The following is a 20,315-nucleotide window of genomic DNA, read 5'->3' as shown; positions in this document are numbered from 1 at the left end:
TTAATGAAGAGAATTTTATACGCCATTATTTTTTTTGCAGCCGGTACACAGTTGGCCCTTGCGCAGCAACGGCCGCAATACACGCAATATATTTTTAATAATTACCTGTTAAATCCTGCTTTAACGGGGATTGAAAATTACACCGATTTAAAAGCGGGTTACCGCAGTCAGTGGACCGGCCTTGAAGGTGCCCCGGTAACCGGTTATTTAACGGTAACCGCACCACTTGGCGATAATTTTTTACAGGGTGATGCTACAGCTTCGCCAGCCAACGGGGGCGTTAATCCCTCAAGCAGGTTGTACACGCAGCAATACCAGGCTGCAGAACCGCATCATGGTATTGGCTTTACCCTGGTGTCTGATAAAACAGGGCCTATCACGCAAACCAATATCGACGCTACTTATGCTTATCACCTGGGTATTACCAGTTCACTTAATTTAGCGGTTGGTGTATCGGCAGGAGTAAGCCATAATGTGCTCAATACTTCTCAGCTTCACTTTGGTGGCGTGGATGACAGCGACCCTGTACTTTACAACATCAACAACAATCAATGGAAGCCCGATTTGGGTTTAGGGGTATGGGCTTATGCATCTAACTACTTTTTTGGTGTATCAGTACAACAGCTATTACCACAAAGCTTGTATACCACTACATCGGTAAGTGTTACCCAAAATAAAACAGTGCCCCATTACTTCTTTACGGCAGGCACAAAGCTCTTTTTATCAGATGATGTAACCCTGATTCCATCCGTATTGGTAAAGGTAATACAGCCCGTGCCAACCACGTTTGACGTGAATATGAAAATATCCTTCGACGATAAATTCTGGCTTGGTGGCTCATATCGTCGCAACGATTCATTCGCGGCCCTGGTAGGGTTTAATCTAAGCTCGTTTATCAACGTAGGTTACTCTTATGATTTTACAACCTCGGCCCTTAACACCGTAAGTAATGGTTCGCACGAGATTGTAATTGGCATTCTGTTAAATAACCGATATAAAGTTACCTGTCCGCAGCACACTTTTTAGTATCAAGTAGTTAGTATCAAGTATCAAGATTTTTTGCCTGAACCGGGATTAAACGGATTAGTCAGATTAACAGGATTTTTGAAATTGTCTCTTATTGAAAAAAGCTTACGCTTTTGCCAATAATTGAAAAAGCTCTTCTTCAGTCAAAATCCAAAAAAACGGATTAATCCGTTTAATCCCGGTTCAGACATACCCCAAACAAAAAAGCCGCCTGTAAAAAACAGACGGCTTTAATTTTATATCTACAGGTGCAAATTGCAAACCGATAACTGCAAACTAAACTACTAAGTAGTATAGCCCAGAATTTTCAATACTTGTTTACTGTTTTGCTCTTCGCCAAATACTTCAAAGTTGAAAGTTTCATCGCGGTTGCGACGGATGATCACATGTTTGGGCGATGGCAACAAACAGTGGTGGATGCCTCCGTAGCCGCTTAAAACTTCCTGGTAAGCTCCGGTATTAAAAAAGCCTAAATATTGTACTTTGCGGGTTTTAGGCATAAATACGCTGTTCATGTGGGCTTCCTGGTTGTAATAATCCTGGCCGTCGCAGGTGATACCGCCAAGGTTCACACGCTCGTATTCAGAATCCCAGTTGTTAACCGGTAACAGGATGTATTTTTGATTCAGCGCCCAAACATCAGGTAAGTTGGTAATAAACGAACCATCTAACATTAACCAACGCTCGCGGTCGTTCTGTTGTTTGCGGCCCAATACTTTGTAAAGGATGCCCGATGCTTCGGCCACGGTATATTTACCAAACTCGGTAATGATATCCGGCTCCATGGTATCGTGCTCCGCGCAAATTTCTTTAATACGGCTCACAATCTCGTTGATCATGTACTCGTAATCAAAATCAAATACCAGTGAATCTTTAAACGGCATACCGCCACCAATATCCAAAGTATCCAAATGTGGGTTGATTTTTTTGAACTTGCAGTAAAGCGTTACATATTTCTCTAACTCGTTCCAATAGTATGGGGTATCTGAAATACCAGAGTTGATGAAGAAGTGCAACAGTTTAACCTGGAAGTTAGGGTTATCCTCAATTTTGTTATGATAAAAATCGATGATATCTTCCATACGCACACCTAAACGCGAGGTATAGAACTGCGAATCGGGTTGCTCTTCCGCCGCTATACGGATGCCAAGGTTACATGGGGTATCCATTTCAATCTCATCATCGTAAAGGTTAAATTCTTCTTTATTATCCAATACGGGGATGATGTTTTTAAAGCCATCATGCAGCATATCGATAATGTATGTTTTGTACTGGAATGTTTTAAAACCATTACAAATCACGGTGATATCTTTGTTTACCGCACCCTTTTTCTCCAGGGCATCAATCATCGGCATATCAAAGGCAGACGATGTTTCCAGGTGTATCTCGTTTTTAAGCGCTTCTTCAACAATGTGCTTAAAATGCGAGCTTTTGGTACAATAACAATATTTATAACTGCCGCGATAATTGTTTTTGATGATAGCCTGCTGAAACAACAGTTTGGCCTGCTGGATCTTTTTAGAGATCTGTGGCAGATAGGTGAAGCGTAGGGGAGTACCGTACGTTTCAATCATCTCCATTAAATTAAGGTCCTGAAAATATAGTTCATCGTCGATGATCTCAAAACCATCCTGCGGAAAACCAACACTAAGATCAAGAAATTCCTGGTAACTCTGCATCCTTTAAAATTTGGGGCAAAAATGTGATTTTAAAACGGAATAACCTGCTATTTGTTAGATTAAAATTTATAGTTTAATTGTAATTTATTTGTGAATTAATATACGGAAGGTTTAGCGTGAAGAATATACCTGTTCATCCAGGGGTAATTCAAGTATAAAACTGGTTCCTTCGTTTAAAACACTTTCAACGTTTATTTGTCCGCCAAGTCGTTCGGCCTGCATTTTTACCATATATAAACCCATGCCTTTGCCTTCAACACCTCTGTCAAACCGTTTATACAAACCAAATAACTGCTCGCGGTTTTTTTCAAGATCGATGCCTTTGCCATTGTCTTTAAAACAAATGTAGGTTTTGTTGTTTTCAATCTTACTGCTAACAAAGATAAGTGGAGCCACATTCTTTTTGCGGTATTTAATGCTGTTGATGATTAGGTTTTGAAAAATACTGTACATGTAGCTCTTAATACTGGTAAGCTCCTCTATTTCGCTAAAATCATATTCAATTTGGGCATTGTGTTTGGCTATCAGGGTAACCGCTTCTGATTTTACATCGTCGACCAGTTGCGATAATGATATATTAACCAGCATATCGTTTGATTCGCTGCTTACTTCCAATATATGATTAAGGTCGATAATCACCGTATCAAGATTATTGATTGATTTGGTTAAAGCTGTTTGCGCTTCCGGAATTTCGGCGCCGGGGCTGCAATCCAAATCAAATAAAATGTCTGATAAGCCTTTAATGTTAGCCACCGGCGCCCTTAAATTGTGCGATACGATGTAGGTAAACTGTTCAAGGTCTTTATTGCGTTGCGCCAGGTCGGCTGTAATTTTATCCCGCTCTATGTCGGCCTGTTTTTTTTCTGAAATGTTTTTCAGCGTAAGTATAATTCCGGTTTGTTGGTTTTGGTTATTAAGCACGCTCACCCACCGTACATCATACCACGCGTTGGTGTTGTTAAGCAGGGTGTAACTTTTTTCATAAGTTATGGGCGATTGCTCTTTTAACTGCCGTATAATCTGCTTTAAATGTTCGCCTTTACCATCGGCCGCGTAGCTGTAAAGCGATGCCCCTATTTTTAATGGCTTGTTGAAGTAATTTAAGGCTATGGTATTGGCGTTACCATTAAATGATTTTATGTTTCCGCCGGTATCAAATAAAATAATAGCCTGATCGTTATTTTCAAATACCGAGCGCAGGTTTGATTCCGACTCAAGTAATGATGCTTCGGCGTTTTTACGTTCGGTAATATCTCTTATAAATATCGAAAGCCCATCCGGCGAGGGGTAAATATGGTTTTCCTGCCATAGGTGTAATGGTTCGTAAAAATCTTCGTTGCAAATGTATTGCTGCTCGGCCATAGCCTTATTGATGGCTAAATAGGTATCAGAGCCAACCGCATCCGGAAAAACCTCCCAAACCACTCTACCTATTAATGAATCGGGCGCACGACCAAGCATTTCGGCCATTTTTTGGTTGGCAAAGGTATACCTGAAATCTTTATCGAGTGCTATAAAGCCGTCTGTTATGCTCTCCAGTATTTTTTCTATTTGCTTGTTTTTATCACGCAGCTGTATTTCGGCCTTAATGCGCTCTGTAACATCTCTGAAATTGCATACTATGGCCCCAATATCGGCATCTTTGAGCCTGTTATGCAAAAGACACTCCACCCATATATAGTGGCCCAGTTTATGTTTGGTGCGGTAGGTGGATATAACAGGCCTGTCGGGTTCGGTAATGATTTTTGAGAACATGTTTTTTACGCTCGCCAGGTCATCGGGGTGTACAAGCGAGTCGATATCCTGAACGGCACGTTCTACGTTATTCCAGCCGTTGATGCGTTCGGCCGAGCGGCTTCTGTAAAACACCTGTAAATTTTTGTCAAACAGCGAAATACCGTCGTAGCTATTTTCTATCAGTTTACGAAATCTGCGCTCGTGCGATACTATTTTTTTAGAATTTTCGTGCACCCTGTTTTCCAGCTCGGCGTTTACAAGGGTCTTTTGATCCTCACTCATCTTCCTGTTGGTGATATCGCGGGTTATTTTGGCAAAACCAATCAAATGGCCCTTATCGTCATAAAGCGTGGTGAAGCTTATATTGGCCCAAAACAAACTGCCATTTTTATGTACCCGCCAACCTTCAGTTTCGTGAAAGTTTTTTTTTAACGCCTGGTTTAAATTATTGCGAGGTTCGTTGTTTTGCCTGTCTTCGGGAGTATAAAAAACGGAGAAATGTTTGCCTAAAATTTCATCGGTTTCATAGCCTTTTATGTTTTGAGCTCCCTGATTCCAGCTAAGAATATAGCCGTTGGCATCAAGCATAAAAATAGCATGATCCTCAATACGCGAAATAAATAGCTGAAATAGTCTGGCTTCAAAAGAATCGGGATCTAAAGCGGACTTAGTGATATCTTTAGGTAACAAGGCTTAAGTTTTGGTAATACAATATATATCCAATTTAGAATATATAATATATTTATCCAAATAATATTTTACGCCAAAAAGATGTGCTTAGGAAGGCAAATGTACCTCGGCCATCATACACCTGGCACTACCGCCGCCGTTGGTTTCTATAGTGTTGATATCGGCATACACCAATTTGCCATATTTTTCTAATACTGTTTTTTGCTGTTGAGTAATCGCGTTAAAAGCATTTTTTGACATTACAATCAGCGTTTCGCCGCTAATACTTTTAACTTCCAGCATATTACCTGCAAACTGGTTCATCTGCGCAAACGAAATTTCAATCACTTCTTTTTGGGTCGATTTCAAGGTTTCTAAAACCACGATCCGTTCATGTGGGTTGGGGATACTGTCTACACATATTACCGCGAACCCACTGCCAATGCACATCAATACATTGGTATGGTATATGGCTTTGCCATGTTCATCTGCCGCATCGAAACTAACAGCCCGGTAGCCGGTTTGCTCACAAAACAGGTCGAGCACCTGTTTATCAGTACGGGGTGATAGGCAAGCGTAAGCGATTTTATTCGGCCTATCCAATACCATACTGCCCGTACCCTCTAAAAAGCGATTGTCGGCCTCAAAACGGCTTAGGTCAATTACGTGGCCTATCTTAAATTTATCTTCAAGATTGGTTATAATATCCTCCCTGCGTTCCAGTCTGCGGTTTTCTGCCTGCATCGGGTAAAGGTAAACGGTGCCATCGTCATGAAAAGATACCCAGTTATTAGGGAAAATAGAATCAGGCGTATGCGGTTCTGGTGTATCGTCAACCACGGTTACATTTACCCCCGCATCGCTAAGTATTTTTACAAAGCCATCAAATTCGGCAAGTGCTTTATCCTGTACCGCCTGCTGGTTGGCATCGCGATTCTGAAAAGCGTTACTTGCAGCCGTTTGCTCGTTAAAGCCGAAACTTACCGGCCTTATCATTAATATGTTACTGGTAGATTGGTTGTTGGTCATTAGTCAATGGTCATTAGTCATTAATTTGTCTGAATCAGAATTTACAGAATTTAAGGATATTCAGAATTGCCTGTCATTCTGTTAATTTACTAATTCTGTAAATTCTGATTCAGACAACCTTGTCCCTCAAAAGCGGCATGCTCATACAATGGAAACCACCGCGGGCCCTTGAAAGTTCTGCCGAAGGCATTAAAATTAATGTATCTGTTAAAGTTTTTGGATCAAGCTCGCCTGTTTCAAATTTTTGAAGCAGGTCGGCCACCTTTATTACATTAAACCCACTTTGTTTAAAGGCTTCTACTGTTTTATCGTTACGGTCGTATCCTAAAACTAGGCCTTCTTTAACAGCAAGCAGGTTGCAGGAGTCTGTCCACTGTTCGCGCGCATCAAAAGGGAAAGTATTATTGCCCGAGTAAATGAATTTCGTTTTCTCCTCGCTTTGCAAATCTTTTTGACTGATGTCGTCAAGTAAATCTTCCAGGCAATCAATTACCTTTGGCTTTTTATCTTTTCTGAACTGCACTATTTCTGGTTTTTCTTTCGATTTTTTATCGGTAAACCATGAAATAGGTTCCTGATCTTCCAAAGGTGCTTCAGCAATAGCCAACGAGCGCAACAGCACCCATGTATTGCGTTTTACTTGTGTAAACACGGTGTCAATGTGCATGTAGTCGCGCTTGTGTGGTATTTTTACAATGGTTACCTTTTTCACCACATCGTTATCAAACAACAATTTAATGGCTTCATTGGCACCGCTGATAGAAGTACGTTCGCTGCAGCCAATCAACAAATGCTGCGGACTAACCATCATCACGTCGCCACCCTCTAAAGTGGTTTTGCCCTGGTTGTCCTCGCCGGGGCGCAAAAAGTGTTGCGCTGTTTCCGGAATCTCCAGTATGTTGTTCTGATACGCCGCAAACAAGGGATGGTTGAAAAAGATGTACCGCATTAACAACGTTTCGCGGAAACGGGCTTTTTTGGCGGGTTTGTTGAGCAGCATGTGGTTATTTACGGCGATGCCTAAATCCCGTGAGAAAATAAGGTTGGGGATAGGAGCGAAGATCATTTCCTCGTTACCTAAGGAACCGGATATGAATATCTTAGCCAGTTCAACGGGGTTGGTATCTATCAGTTGCTGTTGCAGGCGGTAATTGCAACTTTCAATAGCACAAACAGAGGCTACCAGCTTTTTACGGATATCGGCTTGCTCTAAAATATCGGCCAGCAAACTTTGAATTTCAATTACGTTGTTTGAAGCGTGAAAATTAGCGTTATCGGGTTTGAAAAATAAGCGGTCGTCATCGTTATCAATACTTTTCAGTTTGCCTTTTATTTTGTCGGGATCTAAAAAATAGAGCAGCAGTTTAATGTAGTAATCATACTCGTTTCTGCGCATGGTATCAAGGTGTACAATATCTTCAAACAGCCAGTCCTGCGCTTTTGAAGGCACAACTTTGCCCAGGCCACTATCGGGGCTATGGATAAGCAGGGTGCGAAGCGTACCGATTTCGGAAGTTACATCTATTTTAAAATCAGAATTTGTAAGTGTCATAAAAGGAATGATCGAAACACAAATCTATCAGAAATTAACTAAGAAAACAGAATGAGGACGGGAAATTGAAATACTGCAATTAATATCAATTAAAATATTGATTATATTTGAGTATGGAATTAAAGGTAGAAATTGCGTTTGATGAACTACTGCATGTTGTACGGCAGTTGCCTGAAGACAAGCGTGCTATTTTGAAAAAGGAATTAAATAAAAAAGAAGTGCGGTATAAGGAAGGAGAGCTTACCGATTTTCAGAAAATGTTGCTAAATGGTCCGGTAATGAGTGACGAACAATACAAAAATTATAAGGACGTGAGAAAACATTTCAATAAATGGCGGACGAAATAATTCTGCTGGACACCTCTATTTTGATCGAACATTTTAGAAAAAAGGATCAAACTAAAACTACTCTTTTTGAGCTTACCAAAGCTGGTTATCGATTTGCCGTTTCAACGATTACAGAATACGAAATATATGCTGGCGCATTTGACAATCAGATAGAATTTTGGAATCTATTTTTTCAGAAAATGGAAGTTTTAGCTTTCGATTCCAAGGTGGCAGTCACAGTATCCGAGATTATCACAGCCTTGAAAAAGATTAACAAGGTAATAGAGGCCGCAGATTTATTTATTGCCGCCACAGCCGTTTGCTACAACACGCCTTGTGCCACTTTAAACAAAAAACATTTTGAACGAATTGAAAAACTGCGTTTGATTAGTTAATTCCTTTAAAATCCCTCCTTCAAATTTAATACAACCAGTATTAGCAATTTAATTAATTTTGCCGCATGGATTTTATTATTGATGCTGCCGTTAAAGCTATTAAACATTTATACCAAACAGATGTTGCGCCGGCAGCTATAGGCTTACAGGAAACCCGTAAAGAGTTTGACGGGCAAATCACGATAGTTACGTTCCCGTTTACCAAATTTTCGCGTAAGGGCCCCGAACAAACCGGTACTGAAATTGGCGAATATCTTTTAAACGAATTAAAAGAAGTTGCCTCTTTTAACGTGGTTAAAGGCTTCCTTAATATTTCTTTAAGCGATGAGTATTGGATTGCTCAGCTTTATAACGAGGTTTTGCCAGATACCTTCGCGGTAGCAAAGCCAAACGGCCAAAAAGTAATGGTGGAGTATTCATCACCCAATACCAATAAGCCCCTACATCTTGGACACGTGCGAAATAACCTGTTAGGATTTTCGGTCGCGCAGATTTTGGCTGCTGCCGGTTATGAGGTAATAAAAACCAACCTGGTTAATGATCGTGGTGTACACATCTGTAAATCCATGCTGGCCTGGCAAAAGTTTGGCAATGGCGAAACACCGGAGTCGACAGGGATGAAAGGCGATCATTTGGTGGGTAAATACTACGTGCTTTTTGAAAAAGAGTTAAGGGTGCAATTGGCGCCGGTATTGGATCGTATTTACGAAAAGAATGATCTGACGTTATTTAAGGAAGGTCAGAAAGTGAAAATCCAGGCTTTGCTTAATTCAATTGATAAGCTAAAAGTTAAAAAGCAGGCTACGCCCGCAGATAAAACCAAAGCAATTGATGAACTGAACGATAAAATTGCTGCCGACGAAGATAAGATCAAAGAGATTGCCAAAGGCGCTACCCAGTTGATGATTGAAACCCAGCAAATGCTTCAAAAATGGGAAGCTGGCGATGAGGCAGTTATTGAGCTTTGGAAAACCATGAACGGCTGGGTTTACGCGGGTTTTGCCGAAACCTATAAACAAATGGGTGTTGATTTTGATAAATTCTATTACGAATCGAACACCTACCTGTTAGGAAAAGATATCATTGAAGAAGGACTTGATAAAGGCGTGTTCTTCAAAAAAGAAGATGGTTCTGTTTGGATTGACCTTACTGCCGACGGACTGGATGAAAAACTGGTGTTACGATCTGACGGAACATCGGTTTACATTACCCAGGATATGGGTACCGCGCAATTAAAATATAATGATTACCACATGGATAAATCCATCTACGTGGTAGGTAACGAGCAGGATTACCACTTTAAAGTACTTTTCCTTATCCTTAACAAATTAGGTAAGGCAGGTGCCGATGGCTTGTTCCATTTATCATACGGGATGGTTGATTTACCATCGGGCAAAATGAAATCACGTGAAGGAACGGTAGTAGATGCCGATGATCTGATGGCCGAAATGGAAACTACTGCTGAGAAATTAGCCAATGAGAGCGGTAAAATTGAAGATTTTCCTGAAGAAGAAAAGCTTAAACTTTTCCATACCATTGGAATGGGAGCGCTGAAGTATTTTTTGCTAAAAGTAGATCCTAAGAAACGTTTATTGTTTGATCCAAGCGAATCAATCGACTTGCATGGAAATACAGGCCCTTATATCCAGTACACGCATGCAAGAATTAAAACGGTATTAAGAAGAGGTGATTATCAGATTGATGATCAGATCAAAATAACTGTACTTGATGCCCTTGAACGTGACGTCGTGTTACTATTAACTCAATTCCCTGATATTATACAAGCAGCTGCAAAGGATTTTAGCCCTGCGTTAGTGGCAAACTATGTTTATGAGTTGGCAAAAACTTTTAATAAGTTTTATGATAAACACAGCGTATTAAAAGCAGAAACCGAAACGCTGAAACAATTCCGTCTTCAATTATCTGCTTCATCAGCCAAAGTAATTAGCCAGGCTATGGCTTTGCTCGGTATTGATGTACCGGAGCGGATGTAAAAGAGCCCCCTGACCCGCTAAAGGGAGAACAATAGGTCAGAAATAGAAACGCTTAGTCAAATCAATTGGCTAAGCGTTTTTTTTATACTCCCCCTTTAGGGGGCTGGGGGGCTTTACCTCCAATACCCTCTATGCCATGCATAGCCACGGCGTACGGGATGCCAGTAGCCCTGTACGTAAACTCTGCCGGCACGTGGGCGGGCATAATAGCCATTGATATAAACGTATCTTCCGCCGCGCCAGGCCCATTCGCCGGGTACCCAATAAGCACCGGGGTAAGGTGCTACAGGACGCACATAAACCGGCTCTGCCGGACGTTCTGCCACATAATAATCAGCCGCGCATGAGCTAAAAAGTGAAGCCGATAAAGCTAATACCAATCCTGCTTTTGCAATTGTTTTCATCTGTACAATGTTTAAAATAAATAAACTTACAGATGTTTGACAATTGGCAATCGCTAAAGTTTAATGAAGTTTTGGTGAAGNAGTTTGCAGTTTGCAGTTTGCAGTTTGCAGTTTGCAGTTTGCAGTTTGCAGTTTGCAGTTTGCAGTTTGCAGTTTGCAGTTTGCAGTTTGCAGTTTGCAGTTTGCTTGAAATTGGCCCAACAAGTTAGCGAAAATCAAGACAATTTTACAATGAGACAAACCACGTTTAAGAAAATTCCAATAATTATTTAATTCGATAAATTCCGGTTCAGACAATCAAAATCCTGTGAAATCTGATAAATTCGTTTAATCCCGGTTCAGACAATTGCCAACAGGCAACCGCTTACCGCAAACTGAACTTATCAGCAACCACCAATTCCTTACTTCCGGCGGTGTATTTATAAAAGCCGCTTCCGGTTTTTACACCTCGGTGCCCAGCAGTTACCATGTTTACCAGTAGGGGGCATGGGGCGTATTTGGGATTGCCAAAACCATCGTGCAGTACTTTTAAAATAGCCAGGCAAACATCCAACCCAATAAAATCTGCCAATTGCAGCGGTCCCATCGGGTGGGCCATGCCCAGTTTCATCACGGTATCAATTTCCTGTACGCCAGCTACGCCTTCAAAAAGGGTATAGATGGCCTCATTAATCATCGGCATTAAAATACGGTTGGCTACAAAGCCAGGATAGTCATTTACCTCAACCGGATCTTTATCCAGCTTTTTAGCCAGCTGCATAATGGTTTGTGTGGTGGTATCGGTAGTGGCGTAGCCCCTTATTACCTCCACCAGTTTCATAACCGGCACCGGGTTCATAAAGTGCATGCCGATAACATTGCCGGGGGTTTTGGTAACAGCCGCTATTTCTGTGATGGATATAGATGAGGTGTTTGATGCCAGGACCACGTCGTGGGCACAAATCTCGCTTAGCTGTTTAAACAGTTTTAGTTTGATCTCGCGGTTCTCAGTTGCCGCTTCAATCACCAGATGGGCATTGGAGGCTCCCTGCTGTAAATCGGTATAAGTTTTTATCCTGTTTAAGGTATCGGCCTTGCCTTGCTCATTGATGCTGCCTTTTTTTAACTGCCTGTCCAGATTGTTGGTAATAGTTTGAACAGCTTTCGCCAAAGCATCGGCATTAACATCAACAAGTGATACCGCGAAACCATATTGCGCAAATGTATGCGCAATGCCGTTACCCATTGTTCCGGAGCCTATTACTGTGATGTTTTGTATCATTTTACCAGGATATGTATACACTAAATTGAGGCAAATTATCGGTTTTGCAAAACGTTTTAATATTACAGCGTAATGAGGCTGGTTGCTCCAAGAATCGCTTTTTTATCTGGTTTTGGATACATCGGAATCTGCCCAAGTTCGGTAAGGCCCGAATAGTTGAGGATATACGTTTTTGAATAAATATCCTTTGGCCCGTTAAATACGATGCCCATCACCTCAATATTATATTTTTTTAAAGCGTGTACCGATAGTAACGTGTGATTAATACTGCCCAGGTAATTTTTGGAAACCAATATTACTTTAGCATTAAGCTGTTTAATAAGGTCGATAATTAAAAAATTATCGTTTAAGGGTACCATTAAGCCGCCGGCACCTTCAATAACCAACTGGTTATCTGTTTTGGGTAAAACGATGTTTTGCAGCTCGATGGTTACTTTATCAATGGCTGCCGATTTATGGGGCGAAAAGGGCTGGGTTAAACGGTACGATTCGGGATGGAATACGGTAACGTCATTTGATACCAGGCTTTGTACCTTAAGGGTATCGCTGTCGTCAAGGTCGCCCGATTGAATGGGTTTCCAGTAGTCGGCCTTTAGTTTTTCAGTTACAATTGCTGATACGATGGTTTTGCCTACACCGGTGCCAATACCGGTAATAAAAATGGGTTGTTTAGCTGGCATTAATCAGGGTGTTTATAATGTTGGTAAGCAAATTTAATTCATTTAAAGTATTAAAACTATGCAGGCATATCCTTATTCTTTCGGTACCGGCTGCAACCGTCGGACTCAATATTGGCCGCACATCAAAACCCGCTGATTGTAAGGTGTTTGCTGCTTTACGGGCATCGTCATTATTTTTAAAAACGATACATTGTATAGCGCTTTCACTTGGGATAAGCGGACTTGTGATGCTTTGCGCTATGTTTTTCTTAAATATACTGATGTTGTTTTTAAGTTGATTAATCTCCGTATTGGCGAAGCTTAACATCTTATAGGCCATTTTTATAGATGCCAGGTGATGAAAAGAGGGTGCTGTACTGTAAATAAACGGCCTTGCAAAGTTGATGAGATATTCCCTTAATAGTGTGCCGCCTAATACCACTGCACCATGGCAACCTAAAGCCTTGCCAAAAGTAATAACCGCTGCAAAAATTTTGTTTTGTAAACCAAGTTCAAAAACAAGTCCTTGTTTATAAAGGCCTACCGCGTGGGCTTCGTCAACAATCAGATGGGCACCATATTTTTCGGTAACGCTTAATATTTCTGTTAATGGTGCCGAATCGCCATCCATTGAATAAACGCTTTCCACAACCACATAACAATTGCCTTTAGATGCCTTTAATTTGGCCTCTAAGCTATCCATATCGGTATGCCTGAAACTATATCGGTTGGCATTGCTTAAACGAGCCCCGTCAATTGCAGAGGCATGAATCAAGTCGTCTAATATAATGGTGTCGCCACGCTGGGCAAGTGAAGAGAGCAAACCGAGGTTGGCATCATAGCCGGAGTTAAATAGCAACCCGGCTTCAAAGCCATGAAAGGCGGCAATTTGTTGCTCCAGATCCAAAGCGTATTGTAGATTTCCCGACAGCAGTCGGGAACCGGTAGAGCCATTTAAGCTTAATGGATGATTGTTTACCTCCGTTTCAATACTTTGCCTTAAAGCAGGTGAGTGTGCAAAGCCAAGGTAATCGTTGGAGCAAAAATCAATCAGGTCGTTTTCGGCTTTAAGTGTGCGATAACTGCCCGAAGCCAGCCGTTCGTTGAGTTTGTTTTGAAGGTAATTATTTGCCGATGTCAATTTGCGATTACGTAAGTATTCTATTTTCCTGCTTTTAGCTTTAGGCTTATGCCTTTAGCTTAAAAACAGTGCAAAAATAAAAAAAGCGGCTTATTGCCGCTTCTTATTAAAATTATTTTTGCGAGCCGCCACCGCCGCCGCCTCCACCTTGTCTCATCCGGTCCATCATATCCTTTTGAATTTTATCAAAAGCAGTAGCCTGGTCTGGAGTTAAAATGGCTTTGATCTTATCGGTAGTAGCTTTTCTCAATGGCATCATGGCGCTTCTCATGGCATCCCTGTCGCCGTTGGCGGCAGTTCTTACGCTATCCATTTTAGTTGCCTGCTCTTTGTAAACAGCGGTAACTTTAGCCGTTTGATCGTCAGTTAGCTTCAACTGTGTTTGCAGATCCTTAGCCCTGTCCTCGGGGCTTTTTCTCATACCACCTTGTGCATGGCTTACTGCCGCAATTCCCATCAGAAAGCAGCACATCAACAAAATTTTTTTCATAGCTTTTAAATTTATTTACGTTTTCAATCGTATGATAAAGATATAGCCTAATGGTTTAAAAATATTGATGTAACTTAATTGTTGCTTTGATGTAAATTTGATATGGAGCGTTGCATCTGGGCCATCATAGCGGTTAAACTTTCCATGGTTGGCTCTGGTGTTGGCTTTGGTAACTGGGTGGATATAAATCCTTTAGCTTTCCATATTTCCAAAACATCTTCACCGTTTATTTCATATGGTTCGTAAACAGGGTTGTCTGATATCAGCTTTAGCTTCTTATTGTCTTTGAATTTGTTACCAATGCGTTTGTAAACTACGCCATCATCTTTTGATATTACTATATAGGTTTCACCAGGTTTTACGTCGGCCCAGTTTTCAAGGTACTCGGCAACAATAATATCGCCTGATACTATAGGTAGCATCGAATCGCCTTTTATTTCAAAAGCGCGGTAAGTGCCCTGTTTAAACATGGGTAAATAAAACTTAGGCAATTGCGCTACAAATTCGGGATCGGCATAACCGTTTAAATAACCGGCGCTGGCCTTCAGCGGTACCATTTCAATATTTTCGTTATCCTCTTTATCAACAGAAATGCTGAGTATGCGCAGGTTAGCAGGATTGCCTTTTGGTTTTGGTGCCCATTTTTCGTTTATGGTTTCGTTGATAAAATCATCAATACTAATATCAAAGTAAATTGCTAATGATTTTAGTAGTTCGTATTTTGGCTCGGCCCGCTCTTCTTCGTATGCGCCTACTAATGAGCGTTTTATACCCATGTCATCGGCGAATTGCTGTTGGGTAATTCCCTTTTTTTTGCGAAGAAACTTAATATTTTGTGAAATTATTGACATAAAATTTGCATTTGCTAAATTTATTAGTAATTTTATGCTCATAAAGTTAGTAATATTTATTCGTTCACCAAATTTTTTATCAAAAAATGAAACGTTTTGTATATATCATCACCGACAGAAACAGGAAAAATCTTCATGTAGGCTTATGCTCTGACCTGGTAAAAACACTGCAATTTTATAGTGATATGCCAACTTTGTTTTTTGATAGCGCGCAGCAACTTAACCGTTTGGTTTATTTTGAGGAGATTAATACCGAAGAGCAGGCCATGGAGCGCTTTAAAGTAGTAAGCACCTTTACAAGGCCGCAAAAAGAAAAAATGATCAGACCGGTTAACCCTGATTGGGTAGATCTGACCATTGGTTTAAAATATGAGAACGGCATTCGCCCAAGGCCTCAATTACGTCCTTCTGTAAATGCCAACCGCCGGGCGCTTACTTTTTAATAAACTTTAACGCGCCCGAGTTCATGCAGAAACGCTTGCCGCCGCGGTCGGCAGGGCCATCATCAAAAACATGACCAAGGTGTAAACCTGTACTTTTTTCGATAACCTCATCACGGCTCATGCCGTAGCTGTTATCAGTAACAATTGCTACTTTTTTGGAGTCGACAGCTTTTACAAAACTGGGCCAGCCGGTGCCGCTGTCAAATTTATCGTCCGAGCTAAATAATACATCTCCTGTAGCTGCGCTTACATAAACACCCTTTTCGTGGTTGTTCCAGTAATCGTTTTTATAGGGAGGTTCGGTGCCACTTTCAACCATAATGTAATATTGGTTGGGCGTAAGTGTTTTTTTCCATTCGGCTGCTGGTTTGCTTAACTTACGTTTTGCTTGTCCACTGCTATTCTGACAACCAAATGCCGTAATAATGGTGAGTATCGCTATTGCTAAAATTAATTTTTTCATCGCCTTCTTCGTTTTAAGTTTTTGTTTTGAATTACGATCTTATGATGTGTTAGTCGTGAAACACACGTAATCCTTACACCTGATACATACTTATATAAAGTCCAATAATTAATTCGCAAATTATGGGGCTATTATTTGATCAGTGGGATCGTAGCTTTATGCTTTGTGCATTCAGCTTTTAGCTTCAAAATAAAATACGTAATCTTATTACAGGCAGATTGTCATCGGCGGGTACAATTAAATAACCTTTGGCTTTGGCATCAGTACTTTGTTCACTACATGAAGCATACCGTTGCTTTGCTCCACGTCAAAACGGTTTATAATACTCTCGCCTCCGTTTTCATCTACCAAAACAATATTGCGGTTAGCATCTATCTTAGCCATTAACTTACTGCCAGATAAGGTGGTGAATTTTGCCATGCCATTACCTTTGTTAATCTCTCTTTCAATGTCTTTGGCTTTTAACCTACCCGGAATAGCATGATAGGAAATAATACCCGTAAGTTCCCAAACATGGGTTGGCATCATCAATGAATCCAGCTTTCCGTTTGGCAGGTTTTGAAACGATTGATTAGCGGGTACAAATACGGTTATTGGCCCACGGCTTTGTAGGGTAACAGCCAGGTTGCTTTTGTTGATCAGATCATAAAAAGTAGACAAGTCTTTTGATAGCCCGATATTTTTAACAATATCATTGCCGACCAGCATCCCATCACCCGCGGTAATTTTAAGCGGGCCGATAGCCTTTGGGTTAACTGCTTTGCTTTGCGCAAACAACATCGAACTACATAAAAGCGCAATTGCAAGCGTCGTTATTTTCTTCATAGTAACATGGTTATAGGCTAATAACAATTAAACACCTAACTGTTTGTGGCAATTTAGATATTAAATAAAAAAAGCGGCTTTAGGCCGCTTAAATATATTGATAATTAATGTGTTTACCACCCGGGTGTAAAGCCAAGGCCAAATACCGGCTTAGTTACATCTGTACGATTAAAAGGAATTGCCAGGTAAGGCTCCAAGATAAAGGCTCCAAAAACATTTATCCTTAATGATATACCCGCGCTTAGTGCCGGTACGCGCCCATAAGTGGTATTAAATACCGGGTTGCCGCTGGCATCAACCGCCTGGTTGCCGCTATCGTCAAGTACCGGTGTTTTACTTAACACGGGCGGGTTCTTTTGGAAATAAATATGCTCGCCGGCATTCCAGGCCAGGCCTGCATCAAAAAACAGGTTCAAGTCGGTAAACAGGAATTTTGATTTGATTTGGGCCAGTTTTTCCGGGCCGGTAAATGGCAGGCGCGTTTCAAAGTTAAATACGGCCATACGGCTACCAGATAACTGATCTATATTAAAACCATTACTTGCTTTTTTATTGTTATTATAAAAAGTTTGCCCTTCATAACCCCTGATGTAAAACGGATAACCGATAAACAAAGGATAAATGCCGTTTGAATCGCCAAAACGTCCGTAACCAAAAAACCTTGCGGCAAAAGTTACCGGTTCAACACGTACATATTTACGAAGATCGATAGTTGGCGAGAAAAATTTGTAGGTGCCAAAGTTATAACCTGCTTCCAGCCTGTATCTGAAGCCATTTAATGGTGCTGTTACTCCAAAAAATGAATTATCGCCCACCAAAGCGGTTGAAAGCTGAAATAGCGCGTACGATTTGAGGTTATAATTTAAAAGGGCGCTTTCTTCGGCATTCGCTATTTTCTTTTTATCGGAGTTTAAATACGTGTACTTTAAAGATGTGTTGTTTTGCGCATCTACAATGGTGTCAATTTTATAAGTATCGCTATAACGATCAACCCTGTACGAGTTATAAGATGCGCCTGCGCTTACTTCAAAGCGATTTGTTTTATCAATAGGGTAAGAGGTGAAAACCTTTGCCGCATCTTCAAAATTGCGGATAATGTCGGTGTTTTGCGATAGTATAGTTACATTTTTACCACCGATGGTTTGTTTGGGAAACGTTTCTGTTTGCTGCCCGAACAGATAGGGGATATGCGAAATGCCTGTACCTAAATTCCACCTGCCGGTTTGGTTTACATAAGTGACTGCCGCACCGGAGTCATAAATTTGCCCGTTAACGGATGCCGCGGCAAAAATCTGGTTACGCCCTAATATATCGCTGAATACACCCTGGATGCCGCTTGATAAGCTGGTGCCGTAAAAGCTGCTTACACCAACACCAATGCCGCTACCAGCCAAATAGTCTAACTTAAATTTAGGGCGATAAGGAATTTCCTTTACAGAGTCGGTTGGGATTTTACGATAAGCCAGGAAGTTGTTTAGGTTTGAATTGATGAGGTCAACGCCTACCGCGCGTGGCGGCGGTAGCATGGCGGCGTTAAAGTTAACGTCCTGATCTTGTACGCTAACAGGTTTAAACTGCGATGCTTTAGCATTGTACAGGGCGTATTTTTGCGCCCGGTAATAAGAGTACACAACATCATCATTGTTGGAGATACTTAAGGCCGGCGAATATTCGGTAATACCGCAGATGCCGGTAAATAGATCTGTCATTTGGTCAACCTGGCCGGTGCCAAGGGTGTATCGGTACATATTGCGGAAACCATCACGGTTTGATAGGAAATAGATCTGCGAACCATCGGCAGAATATTGCGGGTTTAAATTATTGGCACCGTTAAATATTTTAATGTCTTTGATCTTGCCGGTTTGCAGGTCAAGTTCGGCCAGGTTAAAGGTGATAGCCTGTTCTAAAGATTGGTCATAAGTTGATCTATCGCTCGAAAAAAGGATCTTTTTGCCATCACGGGAGTAAGTTGGTTGATAATCGGTATACTTATCGTTGGTAAGCTGGGTAATTTGTTTGGTATCGAAGTTATAAGAATACAAATCGCTTTGCCCTTCTGATAGTCCAGTGAAAACAATATCCTTTCCATTTGGCGACCATGAAAGGTTGCTAAACTGCTCGGCCTTTTCCATCGAAATATCGTTGAGCATGCGACCGCTGGCTACGTCAACTACTTCCATGCGGTTGCGACCCTTGCTAAATACACTAAAAGCAAATCGCTTACCATCCGGCGACCACGCGCCTGCCGACTCAATAAAGTTAAATTCGTCAATGTGGGTGTTTGATACCTTACTCGTGAGCTTTCGGAGAATTTTACCCGTATGCGCGTCGGTCAAATAAAGATCGATACTAAATAAACTCTTGGCCGATAGGAAAGCTACATAATTACCATCGGGACTGATGGCTGGTGCCACCACCAGATCGCCGCCGTTATCTTTATCTACCAGTTTTAAACCAACAGGTTTTTGAACGGTATCTTTTAAAAATGGTTTGTAGGTGTTTTCAATAGAGTTTTTCCAAAGTCGGGATAGTGTTTTATCATCATATCCAAACGTTCGCCTGATGCCATAAGCCAAACCATAGCGGGCGGTATTTTTAAAGAAAGGAACAATCACCGTATCGCCATAGGTGGAACCCAGGAACGACCAAAATGCCTCGCCGTAACGGTAGGGGAAATATTTGTTGCTCTCGGTAAGGTCGCGTACGGTAGGGATATCATGATTAAGATAAGCATCACGCATCCACATGGCGGTGTAGGCATCTTTTTTACCTATGGAAAGGTACTCGGCCATGCCCTCAATCATCCAAAGCGGGATGTTGTTGATGTTCTCAAAGTTTTCGTTACCGCTACCCAACAAGGTGTGATATTGAAAGGCATGCACCAATTCGTGCCCGATAACGTGCCTGGTCATCTGGTTGGTTTCCATTACGGGCATTACTACCCGGTTTTTTAAACCCTCGGTAATACCGCCGGTGCCAACACCAATTTCGCCGTCAATAGCGGTAGTTTGCTGAAAATCGGGGTGATTGGCGTATAAAATAATGGGGTTGGCTGTTTTAAAGGTATCCTTAAAAACCTGTTGATGCAGGGTGTACCAAAGCTCGCTTTCCTGGGCAAAGCGTTTGATCATGCTATCATTTTTTAGATAATAGTAAATCTCGAAATGCGGGGTTTTGTAAACTTTAAATTTGAGATTTTTATACCGCACCTTGTTTTGACCAAAGTACTGCGCCTGCGCGTTTTGAGTAATTAGCAGCGAACTAACCAGACAGATGATGATAAGGGAGAACTTTTTAGCTTTATTAAAAAAAGAGTAGTTTTTATTCATAGGGAACTAAATAGATACTGCTAATTTAATGAAATAAATCGG

Annotated in this window: 18 protein-coding genes; 5 read left to right on the top strand and 13 right to left on the bottom strand. The window is 41.2% G+C overall.

The window, feature by feature from the left end:
• Positions 1-3: 3 nt before the first annotated feature.
• Positions 4-1,026, top strand: a complete 1,023-nt coding sequence (locus QWZ17_RS17210; RefSeq protein WP_290306518.1) for a PorP/SprF family type IX secretion system membrane protein — start codon at positions 4-6, stop codon at positions 1,024-1,026.
• Positions 1,027-1,310: 284 nt separating this feature from the next.
• Here the strand turns inward: QWZ17_RS17210 and QWZ17_RS17205 are convergent, their stop codons facing one another.
• The 4 genes from QWZ17_RS17205 to QWZ17_RS17190 all read right to left on the bottom strand — a co-directional run bounded on the left by QWZ17_RS17205 (position 1,311) and on the right by QWZ17_RS17190 (position 7,692).
• Entirely contained in the window at positions 1,311-2,705 is a 1,395-nt protein-coding gene (locus QWZ17_RS17205) for an arginine decarboxylase (protein WP_090650569.1), read from the bottom strand.
• A gap of 111 nt (positions 2,706-2,816) precedes the next feature.
• Positions 2,817-5,132: a PAS domain-containing sensor histidine kinase gene (locus QWZ17_RS17200; protein ID WP_290306516.1), complete on the bottom strand. Its 2,316-nt coding sequence runs from the start codon at positions 5,130-5,132 to the stop codon at positions 2,817-2,819.
• Between the two features lie 87 nt (positions 5,133-5,219).
• The gene (ctlX, locus tag QWZ17_RS17195; RefSeq protein ID WP_290306515.1) at positions 5,220-6,140 is read right to left on the bottom strand and encodes a citrulline utilization hydrolase CtlX; all 921 of its coding nucleotides are present in this window, start codon (positions 6,138-6,140) and stop codon (positions 5,220-5,222) included.
• A gap of 109 nt (positions 6,141-6,249) precedes the next feature.
• On the bottom strand, positions 6,250-7,692 hold the full coding sequence (locus QWZ17_RS17190) for an arginine deiminase family protein (RefSeq protein WP_290306514.1): 1,443 nt from the start codon (positions 7,690-7,692) through the stop codon (positions 6,250-6,252).
• A gap of 113 nt (positions 7,693-7,805) precedes the next feature.
• Between QWZ17_RS17190 and QWZ17_RS17185 the strand changes: the two genes are divergently transcribed.
• The 3 genes from QWZ17_RS17185 (at position 7,806) to argS (ending at position 10,407) form a co-directional block, all read left to right on the top strand.
• Positions 7,806-8,039: a hypothetical protein gene (locus QWZ17_RS17185; protein ID WP_290306513.1), complete on the top strand. Its 234-nt coding sequence runs from the start codon at positions 7,806-7,808 to the stop codon at positions 8,037-8,039.
• Positions 8,024-8,413, top strand: coding sequence for a type II toxin-antitoxin system VapC family toxin (locus QWZ17_RS17180; RefSeq protein ID WP_290306512.1), 390 nt, complete (start codon positions 8,024-8,026; stop codon positions 8,411-8,413). Before QWZ17_RS17185 ends, QWZ17_RS17180 begins: the two co-directional genes overlap by 16 nt.
• Before the next feature lie 65 nt (positions 8,414-8,478).
• Positions 8,479-10,407, top strand: a complete 1,929-nt coding sequence (argS, locus tag QWZ17_RS17175; protein ID WP_290306511.1) for an arginine--tRNA ligase — start codon at positions 8,479-8,481, stop codon at positions 10,405-10,407.
• Positions 10,408-10,520: 113 nt separating this feature from the next.
• Here argS and QWZ17_RS17170 read toward each other — a convergent pair whose 3' ends face one another.
• The 6 genes from QWZ17_RS17170 to QWZ17_RS17145 all read right to left on the bottom strand — a co-directional run bounded on the left by QWZ17_RS17170 (position 10,521) and on the right by QWZ17_RS17145 (position 15,213).
• A complete protein-coding gene (locus QWZ17_RS17170; protein ID WP_290306510.1) occupies positions 10,521-10,811 on the bottom strand; it encodes a hypothetical protein in 291 nt (96 codons plus the stop codon).
• 364 nt (positions 10,812-11,175) lie between these two features.
• Entirely contained in the window at positions 11,176-12,072 is an 897-nt protein-coding gene (locus tag QWZ17_RS17165) for a 3-hydroxybutyryl-CoA dehydrogenase (RefSeq protein WP_353959507.1), read from the bottom strand.
• A gap of 62 nt (positions 12,073-12,134) precedes the next feature.
• Positions 12,135-12,752, bottom strand: a complete 618-nt coding sequence (bioD, locus tag QWZ17_RS17160) for a dethiobiotin synthase (RefSeq protein ID WP_290306509.1) — start codon at positions 12,750-12,752, stop codon at positions 12,135-12,137.
• Positions 12,742-13,872 (bottom strand): aminotransferase class I/II-fold pyridoxal phosphate-dependent enzyme, encoded by a 1,131-nt coding sequence (locus tag QWZ17_RS17155; RefSeq protein WP_290306508.1) that lies wholly within the window; start codon positions 13,870-13,872, stop codon positions 12,742-12,744. The genes bioD and QWZ17_RS17155 overlap by 11 nt, the downstream gene beginning before the upstream one ends.
• 112 nt (positions 13,873-13,984) lie before the next feature.
• The gene (locus QWZ17_RS17150) at positions 13,985-14,362 is read right to left on the bottom strand and encodes a DUF4890 domain-containing protein (RefSeq protein WP_290306507.1); all 378 of its coding nucleotides are present in this window, start codon (positions 14,360-14,362) and stop codon (positions 13,985-13,987) included.
• Between the two features lie 74 nt (positions 14,363-14,436).
• On the bottom strand, positions 14,437-15,213 hold the full coding sequence (locus QWZ17_RS17145; protein WP_290306506.1) for an XRE family transcriptional regulator: 777 nt from the start codon (positions 15,211-15,213) through the stop codon (positions 14,437-14,439).
• An 86-nt stretch (positions 15,214-15,299) separates the two neighbouring features.
• Between QWZ17_RS17145 and QWZ17_RS17140 the strand changes: the two genes are divergently transcribed.
• On the top strand, positions 15,300-15,656 hold the full coding sequence (locus tag QWZ17_RS17140) for a GIY-YIG nuclease family protein (protein ID WP_290306505.1): 357 nt from the start codon (positions 15,300-15,302) through the stop codon (positions 15,654-15,656).
• Here the strand turns inward: QWZ17_RS17140 and msrB are convergent.
• From msrB to QWZ17_RS17125, 3 genes are all read right to left on the bottom strand, one after another.
• On the bottom strand, positions 15,646-16,119 hold the full coding sequence (msrB, locus tag QWZ17_RS17135) for a peptide-methionine (R)-S-oxide reductase MsrB (protein WP_290306504.1): 474 nt from the start codon (positions 16,117-16,119) through the stop codon (positions 15,646-15,648). The genes QWZ17_RS17140 and msrB overlap by 11 nt on opposite strands.
• Before the next feature lie 237 nt (positions 16,120-16,356).
• Complete coding sequence (locus QWZ17_RS17130; protein WP_290306503.1) at positions 16,357-16,944, bottom strand: fasciclin domain-containing protein; 588 nt, start codon at positions 16,942-16,944, stop codon at positions 16,357-16,359.
• Positions 16,945-17,057: 113 nt separating this feature from the next.
• On the bottom strand, positions 17,058-20,273 hold the full coding sequence (locus QWZ17_RS17125) for a DPP IV N-terminal domain-containing protein (protein ID WP_290306502.1): 3,216 nt from the start codon (positions 20,271-20,273) through the stop codon (positions 17,058-17,060).
• Positions 20,274-20,315 lie beyond the last annotated feature (42 nt).

It is taken from the genome of Mucilaginibacter flavus, assembly GCF_030409315.1.
Lineage (GTDB): Bacteria > Bacteroidota > Bacteroidia > Sphingobacteriales > Sphingobacteriaceae > Mucilaginibacter > Mucilaginibacter flavus.
Note: the sequence above shows the minus strand (reverse complement) of the source record. Positions and strands in the feature narration are given on the sequence as shown.

Bases quoted from the DNA above. Each gene is read 5' to 3' on its own strand.
- QWZ17_RS17165 (WP_353959507.1), bottom strand. From the start codon at position 12,072: ATGATACAAAACATCACAGTAATAGGCTCCGGAACAATGGGTAACGGC.
- QWZ17_RS17130 (WP_290306503.1), bottom strand. From the start codon at position 16,944: ATGAAGAAAATAACGACGCTTGCAATTGCGCTTTTATGTAGTTCGATG.
- QWZ17_RS17145 (WP_290306506.1), bottom strand. From the start codon at position 15,213: ATGTCAATAATTTCACAAAATATTAAGTTTCTTCGCAAAAAAAAGGGA.
- QWZ17_RS17125 (WP_290306502.1), bottom strand. From the start codon at position 20,273: ATGAATAAAAACTACTCTTTTTTTAATAAAGCTAAAAAGTTCTCCCTT.
- QWZ17_RS17185 (WP_290306513.1), top strand. From the start codon at position 7,806: ATGGAATTAAAGGTAGAAATTGCGTTTGATGAACTACTGCATGTTGTA.
- QWZ17_RS17180 (WP_290306512.1), top strand. From the start codon at position 8,024: ATGGCGGACGAAATAATTCTGCTGGACACCTCTATTTTGATCGAACAT.
- QWZ17_RS17170 (WP_290306510.1), bottom strand. From the start codon at position 10,811: ATGAAAACAATTGCAAAAGCAGGATTGGTATTAGCTTTATCGGCTTCA.
- bioD (WP_290306509.1), bottom strand. From the start codon at position 12,752: ATGCCAGCTAAACAACCCATTTTTATTACCGGTATTGGCACCGGTGTA.
- argS (WP_290306511.1), top strand. From the start codon at position 8,479: ATGGATTTTATTATTGATGCTGCCGTTAAAGCTATTAAACATTTATAC.
- QWZ17_RS17150 (WP_290306507.1), bottom strand. From the start codon at position 14,362: ATGAAAAAAATTTTGTTGATGTGCTGCTTTCTGATGGGAATTGCGGCA.
- QWZ17_RS17205 (WP_090650569.1), bottom strand. From the start codon at position 2,705: ATGCAGAGTTACCAGGAATTTCTTGATCTTAGTGTTGGTTTTCCGCAG.
- QWZ17_RS17190 (WP_290306514.1), bottom strand. From the start codon at position 7,692: ATGACACTTACAAATTCTGATTTTAAAATAGATGTAACTTCCGAAATC.
- msrB (WP_290306504.1), bottom strand. From the start codon at position 16,119: ATGAAAAAATTAATTTTAGCAATAGCGATACTCACCATTATTACGGCA.
- QWZ17_RS17210 (WP_290306518.1), top strand. From the start codon at position 4: ATGAAGAGAATTTTATACGCCATTATTTTTTTTGCAGCCGGTACACAG.
- QWZ17_RS17140 (WP_290306505.1), top strand. From the start codon at position 15,300: ATGAAACGTTTTGTATATATCATCACCGACAGAAACAGGAAAAATCTT.
- ctlX (WP_290306515.1), bottom strand. From the start codon at position 6,140: ATGACCAACAACCAATCTACCAGTAACATATTAATGATAAGGCCGGTA.